Source organism: Bradyrhizobium sp. NBAIM03 (assembly GCF_020194055.1).
Lineage (GTDB): Bacteria > Pseudomonadota > Alphaproteobacteria > Rhizobiales > Xanthobacteraceae > Bradyrhizobium > Bradyrhizobium yuanmingense.
Genome location: NZ_JADYVS010000013.1, coordinates 188235 through 206356, shown reverse-complemented (window position 1 = coordinate 206356; position 18122 = coordinate 188235). Strand labels below are relative to the sequence as shown.

The window sequence follows — 18122 nt, the reverse complement described above, 5'->3', positions numbered from 1 at the left end:
GCCGCGGAGTGACGAAGCCTGGACTGCCCTGACATCAACAGCGTGGGATTTGGAGAGACAAACATGACACGAACACTCGGACTGGTTCCGGCAATCGCGTTGGCGACGGCCTTGTTCGGCGGCGCCGCGGGGGCGCAGACCATCAAGATCGGCGTCAACGAGCCGCTCACCGGCGCGTTCGCGGCCTCAGGCACCTACGTCGTCAACGGTGCGAAGATCGCCGCCGACGAGATCAACGCCAAGGGCGGCATCCTCGGCAAGAAGATCGAGCTCGTCATCGAGGACAACAAGAGCAACCCGACGGAGGCCGCCGCCGTCGCCGAGAAGCTCATCACCAGCGACAAGGTGCCGGTCCTGATGGGCGCCTGGGGCTCGAGCCTGACGCTCGCGGTGATGCCGAAGCTGATGGAATACGAGACGCCGATGGTGGTGGAGACCTCGTCCTCCGGCAAGATCACGACGACGGGCAATCCCTTCATCTTCCGCATCTCGCCGCCCTCCGCGATCGAGGCGGCCGCGTTCAAGAACATCGTCGACAAGCTCGCGCTGAAAAAGGTCGACTTCCTTGTCATCAACAACGACTGGGGCCGCGGCACCGCCGAGGATTTCAGCAAGATGATGAAGGAGAAGGGCATCGGCATCGGCCTGGTCGAGACCATGGACCAGGGCGCGCAGGACATGAGCGCGCAGCTGTCCAAGATCAAGAGCTCGGACTCCGAGACCGTCATCGTCACCACCGCCGTCGACCAGCTCACGCTGATCTTCAAGCAGGCCGCCGCGCTTGGCCTGAAGAAGCGCATCATCACCACCGGCGGCTCGCAGAACCCGGACCAGATCATCGCCCAGGCGGGAGCGGCCGCCAACGGCACCATGCATCTGACGACCTTCCTGCCCTGGTTCCCGGACAAGACGCCGAACCCGGAAGCCACCAACTATTTCATCGCGGAATGGAAGAAGCGCGGCTTCGACTTCGCCGGCTGCACCGAGAGTTTTCGCGGCTATGACGGCATCCGCACCGTCGCCGCCGCGATCGAGAAGGCCGGCAAGGCCGAGCCTGCCGCGATCAAGGCGGCGCTCTGGAACATCAACATCAAGGGGCTGAACGGCGACATCGTGTTCCGCAAGTCGGGCCCCGAGGGCAAGGAAAGCGGTCAGAGCCAGCCGAACGTCTATCTCATCGAGATAGCCGACGGCAAGATCGAGATGAAGACGCTCTGACGCGCTTGTTCGCAGGCGAGGGCGGCACATCGCGGCCCTCGCCGGCATCCAGAATATCCAGGAACGGCCTTGAGCGAATTCCTCCAGCATTTGATCAACATACTCGTGCTCGGCGGCACCTATGCGCTGCTGGGTATCGGGCTGACCTTGATCTTCGGCATCATGAACGTCGTGAACTTCACGCATGGCGTGCTCTACACGTTCGGCGCCTACATCATGTTCATCGTGGTGCAGCAGTTCGGGCTGAACTTCTTTCTCGCGCTACCCGTGGCCGTGCTGGCCGGATGGCTGCTGGGTGCGGCCATCGAATTGACCTTGCTGCGTCCGCTGCGCGGCTCCGACATCGACACCACCATGCTGGTGATGATCGGCGCCTGGATCGCGATGCAGTCGGGCACGCTGTGGATCTGGGGCGGCGTCGCGAAATCCGTGGCGACGCCATTCCCGGAGGCGCCGCTGGTGCTCGGCTCGGTCTCCGTCTCATGGCTGCGCCTGTTCGTGCTCGCCGCTGCGGCCATGTTGATCCTTGTGACGTATCTGCTCATCAACAAGACCAGCCTCGGCCGCGCGATGCGGGCGACGTTCCAGGATCACGACACGGCGTCCCTCATGGGCGTGAACGTCGACATGATCTACACCTCGACCTTTGCGATCGGCTCTAGCCTCGCCGCCGCCGCGGGCGCGCTGCTCGGGCCGGTCTACGTGATCTTCCCGCAGATGGGCGATCTCGCCGCGGTCAAGGCTTTCGCCATCGTCATCCTCGGCGGCCTCGGCAACATCACGGGCGCTGTGATCGGCGGCTTCATCCTGGCGCTGGCCGAGGAGCTCGGCGCCGGCTACGTCTCGTCAGGCTACCGCGATGCCATGGGCTTTCTCATCATCATCGCGGTGCTGATCTTCCGGCCGACCGGCCTGTTCGCGCGCGCGGAGCGCGTCGGATGAAGACGATCGTCACCATTCTCGCCGTCGCGGCGCTGGCCTCGGTGCCGCTCTGGCTGCGCGATCCCTATCTGCTCAACGCGCTGATCACGACCGGCATCTTCGTCATCGGCGCGATGAGCCTCAATCTGCTGCTTGGCTTCACCGGCCAGCTCAGCCTCGGTCATATCGCCTTCTTCGGCATCGGCGCCTATGTCAGCGCGCTGACATCGCTCGGCTTCGACATCGGCCTGCTAGGGGGTTTTCGTCTTGTCCACACACCATGGCCGCCGATCGTAGGCTTCGTGCTGGCAATTTTGATTGCAGGATTGTGCGGCTATTTCGTCGGTCTGTTGTCGTTCCGCGTCCGCGGCGCCTATTTCGTCATTGTGACGATCTCCTTTGCCGAGGTGGTCCGGCTGGTCGCGCTGAACTGGGTCGAGCTGACGCAGGGTCCATTGGCGCTGACCAATATTCCGTCCGTCGCGTTGCCCTTGCCCGGCTTTGGCGAGCTGACGCTGCGCACGAAATTCCACAACTATTATCTCGTCCTGGTCGTTGCGCTCATCGCCTATCTCCTGATCGCACGCCTCGTTCATTCCCATTTCGGCCGCTCCATGCGTGGCCTGATGGAGAACGAAACGCTCGCCGTCTCCGTTGGCATCGACGTGACCAGGACGCTGACGATTGCTGCGGTGATCTCCGCCGCGATCGCCGGCGCGGCCGGGAGCCTCTATGCGCACTACATCCGCATCATCGACCCTGAAGTCTTCGCCTTCATCAACACCGTCACCATGGTGATCATGGTCATCAGCGGCGGCAAGGGCTCGCTGGCGGGTCCCGTCGTCGGCGGCCTGATCTTCGGCCTATTGCCGGTCGCGCTGCGGCCTGTGATGGCGCCGGAAGCGCAGTGGATCGCCTATGGCGGCGTGCTCATCGCCATCCTGTTCGTGTTGCCGCGCGGCATCGTGCCGTCGCTGGCGCAGCGGTTGACCCGGCGACGGAGCGGGACGACGGCGCTGGCACCGGTGACGCTCACTGAAACCGGCGCCAAGGAGCCGGCGTGATGACGGCGCGCAGCATCGCCATGACCATCGATCAGGTCGCGGTCCGCTTCGGCGGGCTGGTCGCGATCTCCGACATGAGCTTTGAGGTCGGCGAGGGCGAGATCGTCAGCCTGATAGGGCCGAACGGCGCCGGCAAGACCACCGCCTTCAACGTCATGACCGGTTTCCTGACGCCGAGCGCAGGCCGCGTGACCTATCGCAACACTGCGCTCGCCGGATTGAAGCCGCATGAGATCGCCGATCTCGGCCTGATCCGCACCTTCCAGCGCACCAGCGTATTCCCGAACGACACCGTCTATGACAACCTCCTGATCGGCCTGCACCGGCAGGGCCGGGTCCGGCTGCTCGATGCCATCCTCGGCCTGCCAGGCGCCCGCGCCTCGGAGCGCAAGCTGCGGCAGCGCGCGAGCGAGCTGCTCGAATGGGTCGGCCTCGAACGCCGCGCCCACGATGCGGCGGGCTCGCTCTCCTACGGCGAGCAGCGCTTGGTCGGTGTCGCGCTGGCGCTGGCGGCGGAGCCGTCGATGCTGCTGCTCGACGAGCCCGTCTCCGGTATGAACGCCTCGGAGACGCACCGTTTCGTCGAGCTGATCCGCAGCATCCGCGACCGCGGCATCACGATTTTGCTGGTCGAGCACGACATGCCGATGGTGATGACCGTCTCGGACCGTATCGTGGTGCTCAACTATGGCCGCATCATCGCCGAAGGGACGCCCGATGTGATCCGCAACGATCCTGCTGTCATCGAAGCCTATCTTGGACATGGAGCAGGACGTGCTTGAGATCCGCGACATGGTCTGCGGCTACGGTGGCGTCACCGCGCTGCGCGGCATCTCGCTCGACGTGAAGGCCGGCCAGCTGGTCGCCCTGATCGGAGCCAACGGCGCCGGCAAGAGCACGACGCTGCGCGCGATTTCCGGCCTGGTGCCGCCGCGCTCGGGCCAGATGAAGTTCGAGGGCATCGACATCACCGGCGCGAAGCCGCCGCGCGTGCTGGCGAGCGGCATCGCGCATTGTCCGGAAGGGCGGCGCGTGTTTCCGCATATGAGCGTCGAGGAAAATCTCGATATGGGCGCTTACCTCCGGCGTCGTTCGGGCGAGATCGCGGCCGACCGCGACCGTATCTACTCGGAATTCCCGCGGCTCGCCGAGCGGCGCCGGCAGGCGGCGGGCACGCTGTCGGGCGGCGAGCAGCAGATGCTTGCGATCGGCCGCGCGCTGATGTCGCGGCCGCGCCTGATCATGTTCGACGAGCCGTCGCTCGGGCTCGCCCCCAATATCGTCGAGCGCACCTTTGCGATCATCCGCGGCATTCGCGATGCCGGCACCACGGTGCTGCTGGTCGAGCAGAACGCCTTCGCTGCGCTCGAGATGTGCGACCACGCCTATCTGCTCGAGAACGGCCGCATCGTGCTATCGGGCGCCGGCAGCGAGCTGATCGCGAACGAGCATGTGCGCAAGGCCTATCTTGGTGGGTGACGAGGCCGGGTGGATCGACGTCTGCGATCTCGACCGACTGAAGGCGGAGACGATCGTCCGCGTCGCCGGGCGCGACCTGCTCGTGATCTGGAACGAGGGCAACGTCGTCGCCTGCGAACGTGCGTGCCCGCACGAGCAGGCGGATCTGGCCTTGGGGCAGGTGACGGCAGGGCGCCTCGATTGTCCCCGCCATGCGGCGTCGTTCGATTTGCGCGATGGCGAGATCAGTGCGGGATGGCCGAGCCGGCCGCTGCGGCTTTATCCGGTGCGGATCACGGGCAAGCGAATCTGGATTGAGATGCAGGAGCGGCAGCCGGGGCGATGATGCCATCATGCCCCTGTTTTGCCCGACGAGTCAAAGCGGCAAAGGCGGTGTCGATCGACCCTCAAACAATTCGCCTTTGCAAACAACGACATCGCTACTGTGCATGGGGTTGTTTTTCGCACTTTTAGTCCAGCAGCCGCCGCGCAGCCTCCACCAGGACTCCGTCCGGTCGGCGCAGAGCCTCGAGAATGGTGAAATGGTCGGCGCCTTCGACCGAGATGAGCTTGCCCGGCGCTCCCGCCGCCACGCGCCTGTCGTAGAGATTGATGGAATCGCAGACGAGTGCCGGCAGCTCGCTGCTGCCATAGGCGATGTCTAGGCGCTTCTGGGTGACGGGCAGGCGCAACGGCGACAGCGTGGCGATCTCCTGGTCCGTCAGCTTCAGCGCATCGTTCAGCCCCGTATCGCGGATCGGCGCGAGATCGTAGACGCCCGAGAGCGCGAGCCCCGCATGGACACGCGGATGATCCAGCGCCATTGCGACGAGATGGGCGCCGGCGGACCAGCCCGACAGCACGACCGGCCCGGCAATTCCATAGGACGCGCCGTGCGCCGCGAGCCAGTCGAGCGCGCGCGGGATCTCGGCGACGATGTCGGTGAGGGACACCTCGGGCGCCAGCGAATAGCCGGGAATCGCAACCGACCAGCCATGCGCGGCGACGCCTGCGACCAGCATGGCGAACAGCTCGCGCGAGTTGCGCTGCCAGTAGCCGCCGTGCAGGAACACCAGGCAGGGCGCATCAGGCTTTGCGGCCGGGTAGAGGTCGATCTTGTTATTCGCCCGCTCGCCGTAGGGCAGGTCGAGATGGGACTTGAGCGAGCCCCGCAGCCGGCTTGAGGCTTCGTTGCGCTCGGCGATCAGGGCGGGGCTGTTCTTGACCGCCGCGTTGTTGTCATAGGCGGCACTGCGTTCCGCCCGAGACAGCTCGGACCACCGGTCGCGGGGGTCGAGCGGTCGAATTGTCGAATGAGCGTTCTCAACCATGGGAGTCTCCGTTTGCGTCAGGCACTGCGCAAGATCGCTTCGATCTCTTGCGCTGCTGCGAGCAGCGAGCGGTCTTGCCCGCGCGCCGCGATGATCTGAAGGCCGAAGGGAAGCCCGCGCCGATCCGTTCCGCACGGAATCGAGATCGCCGGCAGGCGGGCGTGATTGACGAAGGGCGTGAACACCGCGTGGGCCCGCGGGCTTGCGGGCTTTCCGCCGATCATATCAGGGCCGAGCTGCGTCAGCGGCCAGGCGACGCAGGGGACGGTCGGCGCCAGCAGGAGGTCGACCTCAGTGAAGAACGCGGCGAAGGCATTGGCGATCGCGGTGCTCGCGAGCAGCGCCGCGGCGACCTCCGCACCCGACCAGGAGAAACCTCGCTCGATCTGCTTGGCGATGTCAGGATCGAAGACAGTCGGATCCTTGCGAAAGCTATCGCCGTGGAGCGCCGCGAGACCCGCATGCTGCAGCGGCATGATCGCATCCTCCGTGGCATCTGCCGGCCAGACAGGATCGCGTCGCGCGATGCGTAAACCCGCTGCGGAAAGCCGGTCGACGGCGGCGGCGAGGCCATTCGCGACGACGTCGTCGATCGCGACGTCGAGACCAAGGCGCGGCGAGAACGCGATGCGCTGACTGCCGATGTCTTTGGCCTGCTGCACCACGACGGCAGACTCCGGATCGCGCGGGTCGGCGCCGGCCATGGCTTCAAACGCCAGCGCGATATCGGCCGCGTCCGATGCGATCGGCGCGATGACGGAGAGGCCGAAGAAGGGCTCGGCGAAACCTGGCCCATAGGGGATCGCGCCGTAGGACGGCTTGAAGCCGGCAACCCCGACATGCGCCGGCGGCCTGCGGCTCGAGCCGCCCGCATCGGTACCGATCGCGAGCGGCACCAAGCCGGCTGCAACAGCTGCGGCCGGGCCACCCGATGAGCCGCCGGGCGTCAGCGCGGGATCGAGCGGATGTCGCGTCGGCCGGTAGAGTTGCGAGGTCGTCACGCCCTTGCAGGCGAACTCGGAGGTCGCGCCGATGCCGACGACAACGACACCGGCCTTGCGCAGCCGCTCGACCGCGATGGCATCGCGCGGCGCGATGAAATCGCAGAATAGGCGCGAGCCCTGCGTCACGCGCCAGCCGCCGACCCAGATGTTGTCCTTGACGATCACGGGAACGCCGGCGAGCGGCATGATCTCGCCCATACGCAGGCGATCATCGACCGCCGCAGCATCCGACAGCGTGCGCGCAGGATCGATCGTGACGACCGCGTTCAAGGCCTTGGCGACCTCGATGCGGCCGAGCGCTGCTTTCGCAGTCTCGACGGCATTGGTCCGCCCGGCGCTGACGGCGGCAGCGATCTCGCGCGCGTTATTTGTCCGCGTTGTCATGGCCTCCCCAGATCAACGCCAATGTACCGCCAAGGGCAAGGCACGCCAGGGCGAAGAAGGCCATGCCGAGACTGGCCACGCCATCCAGGATCGACACCAGCGCGGGCGCGGCAAGGAGACCGGCATAGGACGCGGTCAGCACCGCGCCGGTGGTCTCGCCGATCCGGTCCTGCGGGGCGAGGCGGGCGATCTCGGCGACAAAGACGCCGTTCCAGCCCGACGCCGTCAGGCCGAACAATGCGGCAATGATGAATTGTCCGCTGCGGCCGAGCGAAGCGCCATTCAGGCCGAGCAGCGCGGCGCAGAAGGCCATGCCGAGGCCGATGACGACGAGGACGGCGCGCGAGGCATCGAGCCGCATGGCGACATAGCCCCAGCCGAGACGGCCGATCAGTCCGCCGGCTTGCGCGCAGGCGAGCGCCATGCCGGATTCGATATGGCTAAGGCCGAGCTCGCGTGTGCCGAGCGTGACGAAGACCGTGTTGAGCGACACCTGCATCGCGCTGAACGGCATCGAGGCCAGCGCCAGCATCGCGATCCGCCGGTCCGCGATCACCAGCGCCACCCGCGCGCGGAGATCGAGCTTTGGCGGCGGGGCGACCTTGCCGGCATAGGCCGGCCGCAACCGTTCGAACAGCGCGATCGCCAGTAGCGCCAATGCAGCAACGGCCGCATAGCACCACATCGGGCCGAACGCGATGGCGATCGCGGGCAGCGCCAGCGAGCCGCAAACGGCGCCGATCTGGTTGCCGGTCTGGCGCACCGAGAACACGAAGGCACGTCGCTCGGCGGTCACGAGGCGCGCCAGCAGCGCCGCGCTCGCCGGCGTCTCCGGCCCCATGGCCAAGCCGATGCAGAGGCCTGCGGCGAGCAGGGCGGCGCTCGTTCCGAGCGAAGCCAGGGCCATGCCGACGACGATGGCCGCCGCGCACAGGCTCGCGATCCGCAGCGAGCCAAGGCGCGCGATGAAGCCGCCGCCCCAGAACGAGGCGGGGATGCCGACCGCGAACACGGCGGCGGAGAACATCGAGAGCTGCCAGACCTCGATATGGGCGCGCGGGGCGACCACGCCGGGCGCGAACAAGGCCAGCGCGACCAGGGCCTGAAGCGCGGTCATCGCGCCCAGGGCCGGCAGCAGCGCGGGTGCTGGCCGAGCGGCCGTGTTTCCGTCTACCATGGCGGAGTGCTCATGGGAGGAACATTGTGGCAGGCGGTATTTCCATTCACGCGGTCGATGTCGCGAGCGGGCGTCCGGCGCAGGGGCTGCGCGTCGAGATCTGGCGGATCGATCCGGAGTCCCAGCGCATCGCCGACGGGCGGCTCGGCGCCAACGGCGTGCTCGATCATGCCGTCGCGCAAGGTGCCGGTGTGACGGAAGGCGAGTACGAGGTGCTGTTTCATCTCGGCGAGTTCTTTGGCGAGCGCGACGGCTTCCTCACCGTGACGCCGTTCCGCTTTCGCATCAAGAACGTTGACGAGCATTTTCATCTGCCGCTGAAATTCACGCGCTGGGGCTATTCGCTGTTCCGCGGCGCCTGATCAGTTGGTCAGCCGCCGCGACAGGCCGGTGACGCGCTCCATCACCGCGACCAGCGCGACGGTCGCGATGATCAGCACGCCCGAGAGGGCCGCGATGGTGACATCCAGCTTACCTTCGAGATCCTGCCACATCCGGATCGGCAGCATGTCGGTGGCGGCGTCGCGCAGGAACAGCGACACCGGCACGTTGTCGAAGGAAGACATGAAGGCGATGAACGCGCCGGCGATGATTCCCGGCCGGATCAGCGGCAGCACGATGCGGCGAAACGTGTAGAGCCGGCTCGCGCCGAGCACGGCCGAGCTTTCGAGCAGGGTCGGCTCGAGCTGCGCGAGGGCCGCGACCGTGTTGCGCACGACATAGGGAACGCAGACCACGGTGTGGCCGATCACCAGCGTCAGCGGCGACACCGGCAGGCCGACCAGCGAGAACAGCATCAGCGCGGCGAGGCCAAAGGCCAGAGTGGGCAGCACCAGCGGCGACATGAAGAGCGAATCGAGCAGCCGCGCCGACAGTGTCCGCGACCGCGAGATCGCCAGCGCCGCGGCGACGCTGAACACGACGGACAGGCCGGTCGCCCACAGCGCCACGATCAAGCTGTTCTTGGCGGCGAAATGCAGCTGCCAGGCATTCCACAGCTCGACGTACCAGCGCAGCGAATAGCCCGGCGGCGGGAAGCGCAGCGAGAAGCCGCTGGTGAAGGAGACGATCAGCACCACGAGCGATGGCGCGATGATGATGAGAAGCGCGATCACCGCGATCAGGGTCATGACGAGCTCGAAGCTGATCGCCTCGAGCGTGCGCTTGCGGCCGCTCATCATGCGCCTCCATAGCCGCGCGATAGGCGGCCGAGCGTGGTGAAGACCGAGACGACCGCCAGCACGGCGAGCAGGAAGATGATCGAGATCGCGGCCGCGAACGGCCAGTTCTGCAGCGTCGAGGCCTGCTGGTAGAGATACATCGGCATGAACAGCATCTGCCCGCCGCCGATCAGCGACTGGGTGATGAAGGCGGTGATCGCGGCGGCATAGGTCAGCGTGCAGCCGGCGATGATTCCGGGCAGCGACAGCGGCAGCAAGATCCGGAAGAAGGTGCGCCAGCTTCCGGCGCCAAGCGAGCAGGAGGCATCGTCGAGATTGGGATCGATGCGGCCGAGCGCGGTGATCAACGGCAGCGTCATCAAGGGCATCTGCACCTGTGCCAGCGCGATTACCACGCCGAACTGGGTGTAGAGCAGTTTGAGCGGGGTATCGATCAGGCCCAGCGATTGCAGCGTCGCGTTGATGATGCCCTGGCGCCCGAGGATGACGATCCAGGCGAAGGTGCGGACCACGACGCTGGTCAGAAGCGGCAGCAGCACGATCAGGATGATGACCGTCTGAAGTTTTGGCCCGACCCGCTGATAAAGCCAGGCGATGGGAAAGCCGAGCACGAGGCAGACGGCCGTCACCTCGGCGCCCAGCAGCAGCGTCGAGCCGAGCACGCCGAGGCTGAAGGGATCGGTGAGGAAGTGCAGGTACTGGCCGGGCCCCCAATGGAGCCCGGCCGTGTCGTTGTGCAGCGAGAGCCAGAACAATTGCAGCAGCGGCGCGACGAAGAAGACCAGGAAGAACAGCGCCAGCGGCGCTGCCAATCCCATTCCGTAGGACGTCACGTCCCGTGCTGCCGGCGCTGCGCCCATGGCTTGAACCTCGAGGTTTTAGATCTTGATCTCGCGGTTGAAGCGTTCGATCCAGGCCGAGCGCTGCTCGTTGATCTTCTTCCAGTCCTGGAACACGAACTTCTTCTTCAGCTCGGCGGTGTCCTTGGCCAGCACGCGCGCGATCTCGCCGCCCATCGTCACCTTTGAATTGGTCGGCACGATCAGGTAGGGCGGGTTCATCAGCGTGGTCTGCACCTCCGGCGTCAGCGCCGCCTCGATCAGCTTGAAGGCGAGCTCGCGGTTCGGCGAGTTCTTGACGATGTGGATCGTGGTCTTGAAGGCGATGGCGCCTTCCTTCGGCGCCACGAACTCGACCGGCACGCCGCGCGCTTTCAGGATCTGGATGGCGTTGAAATTGCCGGGCGAGATGTCGATCTGGCCCTGCTGGAACAGGGTCGCGAGCGCGCCGGGATTGGCGGCGACCGCGGCGAGATTGGGCTTGAGCTCCTCCAGTGCCTTGAAGCCCGGATCGACATCGGCCTCCGAGCCGCCGCGCATCTTGGCGATCTCGACCAGCCAGCCGGTGCCGAGTGTCGAGTTGAGGTTGGTGATGCCGACGCGGCCCTTGAATTCCGGCTTCCAGAGATCGGCCCATGACGTTGGCGGCGTCTTGACCGCTTCCGGATTGTAGGTGAGGCCGACAACCTGGAAGAACGGGGCGGGGCCCATCGGTTCCTGTGCCTCGGCGATCAGGTCCTTGTAGTAGGCGCTCTTCTCGACCGGATAAGGCTCGACCAGATCCTGGCCGACGGCGACGAGGGCAGGACCCGGGTCGTGCAGCATGACGTCGATCGGCGGATTTGCTTTCGCCGCGTTGACCTTGGCGATCTGGTCGACAGAGAGCATGGGATCGAGCACCATCGCGGCGTCCGCATTGGCTTTGCGGAACGCCGGCACCAGCACGGCCTTGTGCGCTTCCTCCCAGCTGCCGGTGAAGGTCGCAAACACCAGCGGACGCGCCTGGGCGTAGCTCAGGCCTGGAAACGCCTTCATGGCCCCGAGCGTGAGCGCCGTGGTCAGCAGGCTTCTGCGATTCATGATCATATCAAACTCCCCTCTGGACAAAGACTGGATCTAAAGCGTTGTGGGAAAGGCGTTGGCGAGCGATGGGGCGAGCGGTGCGAGGCGCACCGCAGCGCCGCTCTCCAGGGCGCGCGTCTCGCCGATGCGCGCCTGAGAAACCTTGACGCCGGAGCCATCGGCCGTGGTGACCTCGTGCACGACGGTGGCGCCCAGCGGCAGCGACATGCCAACGACGCCGGCAAAGCCGGTCTCGTCGCCGACGAATTGCAGGTGCTCGGGGCGGATGCAGACGGTGACGCGGCCGCCCTCGCTGAGCGCACCGCCTGCGGGACGCGCGATGATCTCCGCGCCGGCATCGAGGCGCACCTTCGCCGCCGTGCGGTCCGCTGAGACCACGATGCCGGGCATGCGGTTGGTGGAGCCAACGAAGGTGTTGACGAACAGCGTCTGCGGACGATCGTAGACGTCCGATGGCGAGCCGAACTGCTCGAGCTTGCCATGGCTCAGCACGGCGACACGATCGGCCATCGACAGCGCTTCTTCCTGGTCGTGTGTCACGATCAGCGTAGTGATGCCGGAGACGCGCTGCAGCCGCTTGACCTCGATCTGCATGTCCAGCCGCAAATTCTTGTCGAGCGCGGCGAAGGGCTCGTCGAGCAGCAGGATCGACGGCTTGATCGCGAGCGCTCGGGCGAGCGCAACGCGCTGCTGCTGGCCGCCGGAGAGCTGCCGCGGCAGCCGCTCGGCCATAGCCGGTAGCTGCACCAGCTCGAGCAGGCGCTGCGCTTCGCGCTGGCGCGTCGCCTTGTCGATGCCGCGGGCGGCGAGGCCGTAGGCGACGTTCTCGCTGATCGACAGGTGCGGAAACAGCGCGTAGTTCTGGAACACGATGCCGACGGCGCGTTTGTTCGGCGGCAGCGCATCGACGATGTCGTCGCCGATGATGATCCTCCCTTGCGTCTGCGCGATGAAGCCGGCGATGATGCGCAGCAGCGTTGTCTTGCCGCAGCCGGACGGACCCAGCAGCGCAATGATCTCGCCGCCCTTGATGTCGAGATTGATGTTCTCGACCGCAAGCGCGCCACTCGGATACCGGTGGGTGACCGCATCGACGACAAGCGATCGGCTGCTTGGCGCATCAACCATGGTGTTGCCTCCCGTTGCCCCAGAGGAGAAAGCAAGTCTCGTGCCCGCGACTGTCGCTTTTCGCGGAGCGTTTTGGCATGGTGACCCCATGACATCGGATCGATCGATATGCGACCTCACGGCGACAGAGCTCGCGCGCGCCATTGCAAGGCGCGAAGTGTCCTCCCGCCAGGCCGTCGAAGCGCATCTGGCGCGGATGGCGAGCCTCGACAGCCGATTGGCGGCATTCGTGACGGTGGATGCGGATGGTGCCCGCCGTGCAGCGCAGATGTGCGATGCCGCCTCTGCGCCGATGGGCCCGCTGCACGGCGTGCCCATTGCGGTCAAGGACCTCACTGACACTGCGGGACTTGCGACGACTTACGGATCCCTGCTGTTCGGCGATCACGTCCCGGCCGAGGATGATCTCGTCGTGGCGCGGCTGCGGCGTGCCGGCGCGGTCATTCTGGGCAAAACCAACACGCCGGAGTTCGGCTTCGGCGCGGTCTGCACCAACAGATTGCGCGGGCCGACACGCAACCCCTTCGATCTGGCGCTGACCTCCGGCGGATCGTCCGGCGGCTCTGCCGTCGCGGTCGCATCCGGCATGGTGCCGCTGGCGCACGGCACCGATTTCGGCGGCTCGGTGCGCACGCCCGCCAGCTTCTGTGGTGTCGCCTCGATCCGGCCGACACCCGGCCGCATTGCATCGCCGCGCCGGCCGCTCGGCTGGGACATGCTGGCGACCCACGGCTTCCTCGCCCGCGGTGTCGATGATCTCGAACTCGCGTTGTCGGTCTGCGCCGGAGACGATGCGAATGATCCGCTCTCGCTCGGCAGTACCGATGATGATCGACCGGTCCCCGACCGTGCCCGGATTGCGGTCACGCCCGATTTCGGTGTGGCGCCGGTTGCGCGCGAGGCTCGTGCCCGCTTCGCTGCGGCCTGCCAGGCGTTCGCGCGTGTTGCCGATGTCGTGCCGTCCTCGCCGGATTGCGGCGGGGCGATCGAAGCCTTCCGCACCTTGCGCGCCGCGCACATCGCCAACGCTTACGGCGAGTTGCTGAGAACGCGGCGTGCGGAGCTCACGCCGACCGTGATCTGGAATATCGAAGCCGGTGCAAACCTGTCCGTGCAGGACTACCTCGACGCCGAGCGGCGCCGCACCGCGATCTACCGCAGCTTTCGCCAGCTGTTCAATCGCGCCGACTTCCTGGTCGCGCCGGCCGCGTCCATCTTGCCCTGGCCGAATGAAATCGCCGACGTCACGGCCATCGATGGGGCCGCGCTGGAGACGCCGATCGACTATCTCGCCGTGACCTTCATCGTGTCGCTGGTCGGCTTCCCGGTGCTGACCGTGCCGGTGCCGTGCGGGGAGAATGTGCTGCCCTTCGGCATGCAGATCGTCGCACCGCCGGGATGCGAATCCCGCTTGTTTGCCTTCGGCCGCGTGCTCGAGAACGAATTGGGTTTTTCGCATCGCCGGCCGCCTCTCTGATCAGCTGTCGCGATGCTCGAGCCGGGCGGCGAGCGCATCGGCAAGGCCGATGGTCGGCTTGGCGGCGGAGCGGCGGAAGGTGCCGGCCACGGCCTTGCGCAAACGCAGCGCGTGCAGCGCCTCGGCCTGCTTCACTGACGCTATGACCTGATCGACCACGGGGACGGAGATGCGGTCGGCAACGCGCTCCGCAAGGCCCGAGAGCGGGGCGCCGGCAAAGATCAGCACATCGGCCTCGTCCTCGACGATGGCGCGCCGGGCGAGCTCGACCAGCATGTCTTCCTTCTCGGTGCCGACCTCGGAGATCGCCTGAAACGGCGTATCCAGCATGCGGATGCCGGCGCAGCGCTCCCACAGCCCATGGGCGCGGACGCATTCCTCGTACCAGGGCCCCAGCGCCTGCGCGAAGGTGACGATGGCAAAGCGGCGTCCGGCCATGCACGCGGTCAGCATCGCGGCTTCCGCCATGCCGATCACGGGAATGTCGAAGGTCTCGCGCGCGGCGAACAGGCCGGGATCGCCGAAGGCCGCGATGATCGCGGCGTCGACCTTTTTGTGCTGCTCGGCAAGCATCTCCAGCGCGATGGCGCCGCCGATCTGCGCTTCGGTGCGCGTGGCGATATAGGGCACGCCGCGGGTCGCGGTGCAGGGGATCAGCTCGGTACCTGCCGAGGCGGCGCGCCGCCCGACCCCCAGCATCAGCTGCGTGACCTCGGCGCTGGTATTTGGGTTGAGCAGGAGCAGCTTCATGATCACGCCGCCGGCCGCTTGGCCTGAGAGGCGGCGAGGACTTCCAGCAGCGCCGTGCCAGTCCGCGCGACGTGCGCGCCGAGCAGCCGGCCGGCCGCTTCGCCGTCGCGCGCTTCGAGGGCGGCCAGGATGTCGGCGTGCTCGTCGACCGAATTGCTCCAGCGCCTGTCGGCGCCGAGCGCGAGATAACGCGCACGTTCGGCGCGGAAGATCAGCGTCTCGTGCGCCTCGCGCAGCGGCGTATTGCGCGCCATGCGGACGATGGTGTTGTGGATTTCGCCGTTGATGGCGAAATAATCGTCGAGCTTGCCGCTGCGGTGATGACCCTCCATCCGGGTCTGCAGCGTGCGCAGGCGGGCGAGATCGCGTTCGGTGGCACGCTCCGCGGCGAGCTCGGCGGCGAGCCGCTCGATGCCGGCGAGCGCCTCGAACAATTCCGAGATGCCGTCGACCGCGATATCGGCAATGCGCGGGCTGCGGTTCGGACGCAGCTCGATCAAGCCCTCCGCCGCCAGCACCTTCATCGCCTCGCGCAAGGGCGTGCGCGACACGCCGAGCTCCTTCGACAGCTTGGTCTCCTGAGTCTGCGAGCCCGGCGGCAGCTCGCCGCGAATGATCATCGTCCGCATCCGCGCGGCGGCGCGCTCATGCAGGCCCATCCGCTTGAGCTTGGGCGACTTTCGCGCCGGGTTCGTTTCGGATTTTTGCTGCACGCGAGGCTTCCTGCTTGCAACTCATCCTAGCCATACCGAGCCGAACGCGATGCTCAAATAGGCGACGTATGTGGCGCAAAACAAATGCATATCGAACAAATTGTATGCAGTATGCAAATTGCGGGTTGCGCACGGCGCCGGGGATGCCGATGATCGTTTCGAGGGAGCGTTTGATGCTCCCTGCGGCAACGGAGCGACTGTGATCGATGTCAGCCATGCGCAAGCGCCTCGGCATGATCACGCCGTCCTCCAACTCGGTGCTCGAGCCCGTCACCAGCGCCATGCTGGCGGGCACCCCCGGCGTCACCGCGCATTTCTCTCGCTTCCGCGTCACCCAGATCGCGCTCGATGCCGCCGCGCTGAGCCAGTTCGATGCCTCGGTGATGTTGCCGGCGGCAGATCTGCTGGCCGATGCCAAGGTCGACGCGATCGCCTGGAACGGAACGTCCGCAAGCTGGCTCGGCATCGGCCGCGACCGCAGCCTGTGCGAGGCGATCACGGCCCGCACAAATGTGCCGGCGACGACATCGACCCTGGCCTGCATCGATGCCGCCCGCGCGCTCGGCGCCAGGCGCGTCGGCCTGGTCTCGCCCTATACCGACGACGTGCAGCGGCGCATTGCCGACGTCTGGGCTGAGGAGGGGATCGCCCCGCATGCCGAGCGGCATCTCGGCTTGCGCGACAACTTTTCCTTTGGCGAAGTCGCGCCGTCGACGATCACGGATATGATCCGCGCCGTGGCGGCGGAGGGGACTGACGCGATCGTCATCCTCTGCACCAATCTCGATGGTGCGGCGCTTGCGGCCACGCTGGAGCGGGAGCTGGATATCGCCGTGCTCGATTCGGTCGCGGTGACGCTGTGGCGGACCCTCTGCCTCGCCGGCGGCGATGTGACGGCCCTTGCGCAATGGGGACGGATCTTCCAGACAATGCCAAATATCAGGTGACGGAGACATCAGTGACGCAGCTCGACCTCGCCATCCGCGGCGGCACCATCGTGACGGCCAGCGACGAGTTTCGCGCTGATATCGGAATTCGCGACGGCCGCATCGTCAGCATCGCCGATAGCATCGCGGGCGCAGCGCGCGAGATCGATGCGTCGGGCCTATTGGCGCTGCCGGGCGGCATCGACAGCCACGTCCATATTTCCCAGCCCTCGGGCCCCGACGTGGTGATGGCCGACGATTTTGCCTCGGCGACGCGCGCAGCCGCAGCCGGCGGCAACACCATGGTGCTGCCCTTTGCGCTGCAGGAGAAAGGCACCTCGCTGCGCAGCTGTGTCGAGAACTATCGCAAGCTCGCCGAAGGTGAGTGCTACATCGATACGGCCTTCCATCTCATCATCTCCGATCCGACTGCCGTGGTGCTCGGGCAGGAGCTGCCGGCGCTGGTCAAGGACGGCTACACCTCGTTCAAGGTGTTCATGACCTATGACGACCTCGTGCTCAGCGACAAGCAGCTGCTCGAAGTGTTCGAGGTCGCGCGCCGCGAGGAGGCGCTGGTCATGGTCCATTGCGAGGGCTACGACGCCATCCGTTTCCTGACCAGCAAGCTGGAGCGCGAAGGTCATATCGCGCCGTATTATCACGGCACCTCGCGGCCGCAGGCGGTCGAGCGCGAGGCGACGCACCGGGCCATCAGCCATGCCGAGGTGATCGGCGTTCCCATCATGATCGTGCACGTCTCCGGACGCGAGGCGATGGAGCAGGTACGCTGGGCGCAGCAGCGCGGTCTGCCCGTTCATGCCGAGACCTGCCCGCAATACATCACGCTGACGGCCGACGACATGAAGGGCCTCAACATGGACATTACGGGCGCGAAATACGTCTGCTCGCCGCCGCCGCGCGATGTCGAGAGCCAGGAGGCGATCTGGGAGGGCATTACGTCGGGCGTGTTCCAGACCTTCTCGTCCGATCACTGCCCGTTCCGCTACGATGATCCCAAGGGCAAGCTGACGCCGAACGCCCGTACCTCGTTCCGCTGGGTGCCGAACGGCATCCCCGGCGTCGAGACGCGGCTGCCGATCCTGTTCTCCGAAGGCGTCTCGAAGGGCCGCATCACCCTGCAGAAGTTCGTCCAGCTGACCGCGACCAACCACGCCCGCATCTACGGTCTCTATCCCCGGAAGGGCTCGATCGGCGTCGGCTTCGATGCCGACATCGTTCTCTGGGATGCCAAGTTGAAGAAGCCGATCCGGCAGGCCGATCTGCATCACGGCGCGGATTACACGCCCTGGGAAGGTTTCGAGGTTACGGGATGGCCGGTGACGACGATCGCGAGGGGAGAGGTGGTCTGCAGCGAGGGCCGGATCGTCGGCGCCAAAGGCGCAGGCCAGGTGCTGAGCCGGGGCAAGTCGAGCCTGATCTGATCCGGCTCGACACGCCGCCATCGCGC

At 66.4% G+C, this 18122-nt stretch carries 19 protein-coding genes; 10 read left to right on the top strand and 9 right to left on the bottom strand.

The features are described from left to right. The first annotated feature begins 63 nt into the window (after nucleotides 1-63). The 6 genes from I6F21_RS21060 to I6F21_RS21035 all read left to right on the top strand — a co-directional run bounded on the left by I6F21_RS21060 (nucleotide 64) and on the right by I6F21_RS21035 (nucleotide 5007). Nucleotides 64-1218, top strand: a complete 1155-nt coding sequence (locus tag I6F21_RS21060; protein ID WP_036004998.1) for an ABC transporter substrate-binding protein — start codon at nucleotides 64-66, stop codon at nucleotides 1216-1218. Between the two features lie 69 nt (nucleotides 1219-1287). Next, the gene (locus tag I6F21_RS21055; protein WP_225183395.1) at nucleotides 1288-2160 is read left to right on the top strand and encodes a branched-chain amino acid ABC transporter permease; all 873 of its coding nucleotides are present in this window, start codon (nucleotides 1288-1290) and stop codon (nucleotides 2158-2160) included. Further along, nucleotides 2157-3203, top strand: coding sequence for a branched-chain amino acid ABC transporter permease (locus I6F21_RS21050; RefSeq protein ID WP_225143141.1), 1047 nt, complete (start codon nucleotides 2157-2159; stop codon nucleotides 3201-3203). The genes I6F21_RS21055 and I6F21_RS21050 overlap by 4 nt, the downstream gene beginning before the upstream one ends. Further along, nucleotides 3203-3985, top strand: coding sequence for an ABC transporter ATP-binding protein (locus tag I6F21_RS21045; protein WP_157287726.1), 783 nt, complete (start codon nucleotides 3203-3205; stop codon nucleotides 3983-3985). Before I6F21_RS21050 ends, I6F21_RS21045 begins: the two co-directional genes overlap by 1 nt. Then, a complete protein-coding gene (locus I6F21_RS21040) occupies nucleotides 3978-4682 on the top strand; it encodes an ABC transporter ATP-binding protein (protein ID WP_225125971.1) in 705 nt (234 codons plus the stop codon). The genes I6F21_RS21045 and I6F21_RS21040 overlap by 8 nt, the downstream gene beginning before the upstream one ends. Beyond that, on the top strand, nucleotides 4654-5007 hold the full coding sequence (locus I6F21_RS21035; RefSeq protein WP_225143139.1) for a Rieske (2Fe-2S) protein: 354 nt from the start codon (nucleotides 4654-4656) through the stop codon (nucleotides 5005-5007). The genes I6F21_RS21040 and I6F21_RS21035 overlap by 29 nt, the downstream gene beginning before the upstream one ends. Before the next feature lie 124 nt (nucleotides 5008-5131). Here the strand turns inward: I6F21_RS21035 and I6F21_RS21030 are convergent, their stop codons facing one another. Genes I6F21_RS21030 through I6F21_RS21020 form a run of 3 tightly spaced genes read right to left on the bottom strand, consistent with a single transcriptional unit; the run spans nucleotide 5132 to nucleotide 8557 of the window. Then, nucleotides 5132-5992, bottom strand: a complete 861-nt coding sequence (locus I6F21_RS21030; RefSeq protein ID WP_225143137.1) for an alpha/beta hydrolase — start codon at nucleotides 5990-5992, stop codon at nucleotides 5132-5134. 17 nt (nucleotides 5993-6009) lie between these two features. After that, a complete protein-coding gene (locus I6F21_RS21025) occupies nucleotides 6010-7380 on the bottom strand; it encodes an amidase (RefSeq protein WP_225143135.1) in 1371 nt (456 codons plus the stop codon). Further along, the gene (locus I6F21_RS21020; RefSeq protein ID WP_225143133.1) at nucleotides 7361-8557 is read right to left on the bottom strand and encodes an MFS transporter; all 1197 of its coding nucleotides are present in this window, start codon (nucleotides 8555-8557) and stop codon (nucleotides 7361-7363) included. The genes I6F21_RS21025 and I6F21_RS21020 overlap by 20 nt, the downstream gene beginning before the upstream one ends. A 26-nt stretch (nucleotides 8558-8583) precedes the next feature. Here I6F21_RS21020 and I6F21_RS21015 point away from each other — a divergent pair, with 26 nt between their 5' ends. Beyond that, the gene (locus I6F21_RS21015) at nucleotides 8584-8919 is read left to right on the top strand and encodes a hydroxyisourate hydrolase (RefSeq protein WP_225143130.1); all 336 of its coding nucleotides are present in this window, start codon (nucleotides 8584-8586) and stop codon (nucleotides 8917-8919) included. Here I6F21_RS21015 and I6F21_RS21010 read toward each other — a convergent pair whose 3' ends face one another. Genes I6F21_RS21010 through I6F21_RS20995 form a run of 4 tightly spaced genes read right to left on the bottom strand, consistent with a single transcriptional unit; the run spans nucleotide 8920 to nucleotide 12788 of the window. Then, a complete protein-coding gene (locus I6F21_RS21010) occupies nucleotides 8920-9735 on the bottom strand; it encodes an ABC transporter permease (protein ID WP_225143167.1) in 816 nt (271 codons plus the stop codon). Beyond that, nucleotides 9735-10598: an ABC transporter permease gene (locus tag I6F21_RS21005; RefSeq protein WP_225143128.1), complete on the bottom strand. Its 864-nt coding sequence runs from the start codon at nucleotides 10596-10598 to the stop codon at nucleotides 9735-9737. Before I6F21_RS21005 ends, I6F21_RS21010 begins: the two co-directional genes overlap by 1 nt. A gap of 18 nt (nucleotides 10599-10616) precedes the next feature. Continuing rightward, a complete protein-coding gene (locus I6F21_RS21000; RefSeq protein WP_225143126.1) occupies nucleotides 10617-11663 on the bottom strand; it encodes an ABC transporter substrate-binding protein in 1047 nt (348 codons plus the stop codon). A 30-nt stretch (nucleotides 11664-11693) separates the two neighbouring features. Beyond that, complete coding sequence (locus I6F21_RS20995) at nucleotides 11694-12788, bottom strand: ABC transporter ATP-binding protein (protein WP_225143124.1); 1095 nt, start codon at nucleotides 12786-12788, stop codon at nucleotides 11694-11696. A gap of 88 nt (nucleotides 12789-12876) precedes the next feature. On the opposite strand from I6F21_RS20995, the gene I6F21_RS20990 reads away from it, so the two are divergent. Beyond that, nucleotides 12877-14265 (top strand): amidase family protein, encoded by a 1389-nt coding sequence (locus tag I6F21_RS20990; RefSeq protein WP_225143122.1) that lies wholly within the window; start codon nucleotides 12877-12879, stop codon nucleotides 14263-14265. Here the strand turns inward: I6F21_RS20990 and I6F21_RS20985 are convergent, their stop codons facing one another. Together I6F21_RS20985 and I6F21_RS20980 are read right to left on the bottom strand one after the other, a co-directional pair. Then, on the bottom strand, nucleotides 14266-15015 hold the full coding sequence (locus I6F21_RS20985) for an aspartate/glutamate racemase family protein (protein ID WP_225143120.1): 750 nt from the start codon (nucleotides 15013-15015) through the stop codon (nucleotides 14266-14268). A gap of 2 nt (nucleotides 15016-15017) precedes the next feature. Further along, on the bottom strand, nucleotides 15018-15728 hold the full coding sequence (locus I6F21_RS20980) for a GntR family transcriptional regulator (RefSeq protein ID WP_225143118.1): 711 nt from the start codon (nucleotides 15726-15728) through the stop codon (nucleotides 15018-15020). Nucleotides 15729-15934: 206 nt separating this feature from the next. Between I6F21_RS20980 and I6F21_RS20975 the strand changes: the two genes are divergently transcribed. Both I6F21_RS20975 and hydA read left to right on the top strand, forming a co-directional pair. After that, complete coding sequence (locus I6F21_RS20975) at nucleotides 15935-16675, top strand: aspartate/glutamate racemase family protein (RefSeq protein WP_225143116.1); 741 nt, start codon at nucleotides 15935-15937, stop codon at nucleotides 16673-16675. Then, nucleotides 16636-18096 (top strand): dihydropyrimidinase, encoded by a 1461-nt coding sequence (gene hydA, locus I6F21_RS20970; RefSeq protein WP_225143114.1) that lies wholly within the window; start codon nucleotides 16636-16638, stop codon nucleotides 18094-18096. Before I6F21_RS20975 ends, hydA begins: the two co-directional genes overlap by 40 nt. Nucleotides 18097-18122: the final 26 nt, after the last annotated feature.

What these genes read in the sequence shown, in the direction of transcription:
- I6F21_RS21060 (WP_036004998.1), top strand. Translation starts at nt 64, where the DNA reads ATGACACGAACACTCGGACTGGTTCCGGCAATCGCGTTGGCGACGGCC.
- I6F21_RS21050 (WP_225143141.1), top strand. Translation starts at nt 2,157, where the DNA reads ATGAAGACGATCGTCACCATTCTCGCCGTCGCGGCGCTGGCCTCGGTG.
- I6F21_RS21045 (WP_157287726.1), top strand. Translation starts at nt 3,203, where the DNA reads ATGACGGCGCGCAGCATCGCCATGACCATCGATCAGGTCGCGGTCCGC.
- I6F21_RS21035 (WP_225143139.1), top strand. Translation starts at nt 4,654, where the DNA reads ATGTGCGCAAGGCCTATCTTGGTGGGTGACGAGGCCGGGTGGATCGAC.
- I6F21_RS21030 (WP_225143137.1), bottom strand. Translation starts at nt 5,992, where the DNA reads ATGGTTGAGAACGCTCATTCGACAATTCGACCGCTCGACCCCCGCGAC.
- I6F21_RS21025 (WP_225143135.1), bottom strand. Translation starts at nt 7,380, where the DNA reads ATGACAACGCGGACAAATAACGCGCGCGAGATCGCTGCCGCCGTCAGC.
- I6F21_RS21020 (WP_225143133.1), bottom strand. Translation starts at nt 8,557, where the DNA reads ATGGTAGACGGAAACACGGCCGCTCGGCCAGCACCCGCGCTGCTGCCG.
- I6F21_RS21010 (WP_225143167.1), bottom strand. Translation starts at nt 9,735, where the DNA reads ATGAGCGGCCGCAAGCGCACGCTCGAGGCGATCAGCTTCGAGCTCGTC.
- I6F21_RS21005 (WP_225143128.1), bottom strand. Translation starts at nt 10,598, where the DNA reads ATGGGCGCAGCGCCGGCAGCACGGGACGTGACGTCCTACGGAATGGGA.
- I6F21_RS21000 (WP_225143126.1), bottom strand. Translation starts at nt 11,663, where the DNA reads ATGATCATGAATCGCAGAAGCCTGCTGACCACGGCGCTCACGCTCGGG.
- I6F21_RS20995 (WP_225143124.1), bottom strand. Translation starts at nt 12,788, where the DNA reads ATGGTTGATGCGCCAAGCAGCCGATCGCTTGTCGTCGATGCGGTCACC.
- I6F21_RS20990 (WP_225143122.1), top strand. Translation starts at nt 12,877, where the DNA reads ATGACATCGGATCGATCGATATGCGACCTCACGGCGACAGAGCTCGCG.
- I6F21_RS20985 (WP_225143120.1), bottom strand. Translation starts at nt 15,015, where the DNA reads ATGAAGCTGCTCCTGCTCAACCCAAATACCAGCGCCGAGGTCACGCAG.
- I6F21_RS20975 (WP_225143116.1), top strand. Translation starts at nt 15,935, where the DNA reads ATGTCAGCCATGCGCAAGCGCCTCGGCATGATCACGCCGTCCTCCAAC.
- hydA (WP_225143114.1), top strand. Translation starts at nt 16,636, where the DNA reads ATGGGGACGGATCTTCCAGACAATGCCAAATATCAGGTGACGGAGACA.